This is a genomic window from Candidatus Sulfotelmatobacter sp., from assembly GCA_035498555.1.
Taxonomy (GTDB): Bacteria; Eisenbacteria; RBG-16-71-46; order RBG-16-71-46; family RBG-16-71-46; genus DATKAB01.
Genome location: DATKAB010000194.1, coordinates 1 through 3,623, shown reverse-complemented (window position 1 = coordinate 3,623; position 3,623 = coordinate 1). Strand labels below are relative to the sequence as shown.

Annotated in this window: 3 protein-coding genes; all 3 read left to right on the top strand. The window is 68.9% G+C overall.

What is annotated here, in order from left to right:
• Positions 1-1,151: 1,151 nt before the first annotated feature.
• Complete coding sequence (locus VMJ70_15210; GenBank protein ID HTO92479.1) at positions 1,152-2,246, top strand: 3-oxoacyl-[acyl-carrier-protein] synthase III C-terminal domain-containing protein; 1,095 nt, start codon at positions 1,152-1,154, stop codon at positions 2,244-2,246.
• On the top strand, positions 2,230-3,111 hold the full coding sequence (locus VMJ70_15205) for a hypothetical protein (GenBank protein ID HTO92478.1): 882 nt from the start codon (positions 2,230-2,232) through the stop codon (positions 3,109-3,111). The genes VMJ70_15210 and VMJ70_15205 overlap by 17 nt, the downstream gene beginning before the upstream one ends.
• Positions 3,108-3,623: carboxymuconolactone decarboxylase family protein (locus VMJ70_15200; protein HTO92477.1), on the top strand; the 516-nt coding region annotated here is incomplete at its 3' end. The genes VMJ70_15205 and VMJ70_15200, both read left to right, overlap by 4 nt.

Below are 3,623 nucleotides of genomic sequence, written 5' to 3'. Positions count from 1 at the left end.
CGCGCCAAACTCGAGAGCGATGACTTCGGCCCCGATTTCACCATCAGGCTGATGTACACTCTCGCCAAGTCCTGGGCGGTAGTGGAGATCCTCGGGCTCACTGCTTCACAAAACTCCTCAAATTTCTGAACCGGCGTGACGTTGGAAATTCGTGATGCCACGGGCCGCAATCGCCACTCGGAATGGGCCCCCTGCACACTGGGCGCTGGCATAGATTCTGCGTTCACGCCAATGAAAACGCCCCAAGCGAGTGGCACGAGGACGCGTACAAACTCCGGGAAGACAGTCTCCGGGCAAGACGATCGACAATGCCAATGAAAGTCCGCGATGTGATGACGACGTCAAACCCGGAGACCGTCCATCCGAAGGGCATGCTCGCCTTCGTGAGTACACTCCGAGCGCTTGCGATGTTGGCGATCGCTGTGGGCTGGGCTCCGGCGGCCGCTCGTTCCGCGCCACCGTCGTCCGCAAAGCTATCGGAACTGGATGCCCCTGCGGAGGGCTGTCCGTACCACTTCGATAGCGACATGCCAGCCGACACATTCTGCGTCTATCGGGGTGTTGCGTGGAATGGCGCCGGTGAAATGTGCGCAACCGATGTCGTCGTGATCTGGAGCAGTGTTGCTTCGCAAGCGCCGGCGAGTGGTGGCCCCGCCGTGGAGGCATCAGCGTCGAGCACAGAGGTCTATGTGGGATTCGTCGCTGACCCGGAACTGGTCGTCCGCGCGATCGCAGACCCTCGACAGGGCGACCATGCCGAAATGGTAGGGTATACGCTCGGAAGTGAGGAGGCTCCGCAACCACTAGCCGGACAGATCACACTGCGAGCGGTGCATCTGGGGTCGGCGGATGTGCTCAGCATAAATTTGCGCGAACCGCGACCTTTCCACCCTGGGAGCTGCACGTTCGCCTCGTACTCGGGGACGTTCCTTGGGATGATTCGACCTCCGAGCGAGAGGACGGCCTCCGTCGATTAGAGAACTCTCGCGCGCATGAAGACGATTCACGATCGCGGCCCGGCTGCGCTTCGCACCAGGCTCCGCCGCCGGTTGGCCTCACCAATTTCCGCCGACAGTTTCCGCCGAAAGTGCTTGACAGGCGCTCTGTCCGCCCCGTATCATTTTGCGCCCTGTCCTATCAAGGATGAGCCGATGGACGAGCGCGAGCATTGGATGGCGTTGGAGCGCGCCGACGGCTCGCCGTATGCGAGCCGGTTCGCTGGTATCGGGGCGTCGATCCCCGAGCGGCGGCTGCCCACCGACGAGCTGATGGCGAGCACGCGGTACCAGACGGACATCGACCTCGAGCAGCTGACCGGCGTGCGCGAGCGCCACGTGGTGAGCGTCGGCGAGGACTCCTACACGCTCGCGCTCGGCGCGGCGCGCGACGCGCTGGCGCACGCCGCGTGTGCCGCAGAGGACCTCGACATGCTGATCGTGTCGAGCATCAGCCGGCACGTCGGCGGCATGCGCCTGCAGCTCGAGCCGCCGGTCAGCGTGGCCCTCAAGGAGGCGCTTGGAGCCCGCCAGGCGATCGGCTTCGACATCTCCAACGCGTGCGCAGGGATGATGACGGGGGTCTTCATCCTCAATGACCAGATCCGCCAGGGCCGGATCCGGCGCGGGATGGTGGTCAGCGGCGAGTACATCTCCGAACTGGGCCGTAACGCCGCCCAGGAGGTACGCGACGTGATGAGCGACCAGCTCGCCTCGCTGACGCTCGGCGACGCCGGAGCCGCGGCGGTCCTCGAGCGCGCGCCGGCGGGCGCGCCGGGGATAGAGGTGGCCGGCTTCACGACGCTGTCCGAGCACAGCCGCCTGTGCGTGGCGTTCCCGGCGAAGATCGGTCCCGGCGTGACCATGCACGCGAACGCCCGGGAGATCCACCGGGTCGCCATCGAGAACGCGCTGCCGATGCTGCGCGAAGTGCTCGACCAGGCGGGCCTCGAGTTCGACCAGATCGACTACCTGGTCCCCCACCAGACGTCCGCGCGAGCGATCAACAAGGCGATGGCCGAGTTCTCCGCGGGCCTCGGCGGGGCACCCAAGCACGTGGTGATCACGGTGGATGAGCTGGGGAACACGGCGTCGACGACGCACTTCGTCGCGCTGCACAAGTACCTCGAAGAGGGCCGCTTCGCCGAGGGCGACCGGATCCTGCTCCTGTCGCTTGCCTCGGGCCTCGAGGTGGGCATCGTCATCTTCCGAGTGGATCAGCTGGCGGGGTGCTATGGGAACCATCATTGAGGCAGTCGCGACGGCCACCGCGGACGGCGAGCCGTCCGCGGGAGCGGTGGCCCTCGCCGACGCCGCCGCGCGCTCGTGCCTGGAGCGCGCGCACCGGACGGCCGACGACGTCGAGTTGCTGATCAACGCCGGCGTCTACCTCGATCGCAACATCAGCGAGCCGGCGATCGCGGCGCTGATCCAGGAGGACATCGGGGCCAACCCCGAGCAGCTGGCCGGCGCGGGCCAGGGAACCCTGTCCTTCGACGTGCGCAGCGGGGCCTGCGGCCTGCTGACCGGCATCCACCTGGTCGACAGTATGCTTGCGTCGGGGACGGTCCGCCTGGGGATGGTGGTCGCGACCGACGCGGACCCCGAGCCGGGCGTCTCAGAGGGCTTCGCCTTTCCCGCGCTCGGCGGCGCGGTGCTGTTGAGCGCCGACGCCTCGCGGCCCGGCTTCACGGCGTTCCGCTTCGCGACGTTCCCCGAGTTCGCGGAGCTGTTCCAGAGCGCGGTGGACTGGCGCGAGAACAGGAGCGGCGGGTACAACCTGCTCAGCGTCCAGATCGCCGGCGCCTACGCCGAGCGCGCGCTCGAGTGTGCGGCGTCGACCGCGCGTGAGCTCGCCGCCACCGAGCGATTCGATCTCGGCGAGGTCGACCTCCTGATCGCCACGGCGTCCGTTCCGGGCTTCGCCGGCGAGCTCGGCCGGCGCCTCGGGCTGTCCGGCGAGCGGGTCGCTTCACCCCCGGACCGCCTCGCCGGCGCGCACACGACCGCGCTGGCGGCGGCGCTCGAGTCGAGACGGCTCGCGGCCGGGCGCACGGCGCTGTTCGTCTCGGCTGGCTCGGGGCTCACCGTGGTCGCCGCGCTCTATCGGGCGTGAGCCGCGACGCAAACAGCTCGAGGCTGCAGGCGTTGCTCGCGCCCACGGGCACCGGCGAGCCGCGCATCGCGCCGGCGCGGCCGCGCGAGCTGGGGCTGCTGGCCCGGGCTGTGGCGGTCATCATCGCCCGCGTGACCGGCACCGGCCCGCCGAACATCTTCACGACGCTCGGCCGCCACCCGCGCCTGTTCCGCGCGTGGCTGCGCTACTCGGCGCACCTGATGCCGTTCGGGACGCTCCCGCGCCCCGACACCGAGCTCGTGATCCTGCGCGTTGCCTGGCGCTGCGGCTCGGCGTACGAGTGGCACCAACACGTCCCGCTGGCGCTGCGCGTCGGCTTGACGGCCGCCGAGGTTGCGGGCGCGGCCGGCGAGCCGCACGGCTTCACCGCCCGCCGGCAGGCCCTGCTCGCTGCCGTCGACGAGCTCCTTGCCGATCGAGCGTTGACCGACACGACCTGGCGTGCGGTGCGCGACGCGCTCAGCGAGCGCGAGGCGATCGAGCTGTTCCTG

Excerpts from the sequence above, each read along its gene's own strand:
- VMJ70_15210 (HTO92479.1), top strand. The coding sequence starts at position 1,152 with ATGGACGAGCGCGAGCATTGGATGGCGTTGGAGCGCGCCGACGGCTCG.
- VMJ70_15205 (HTO92478.1), top strand. The coding sequence starts at position 2,230 with ATGGGAACCATCATTGAGGCAGTCGCGACGGCCACCGCGGACGGCGAG.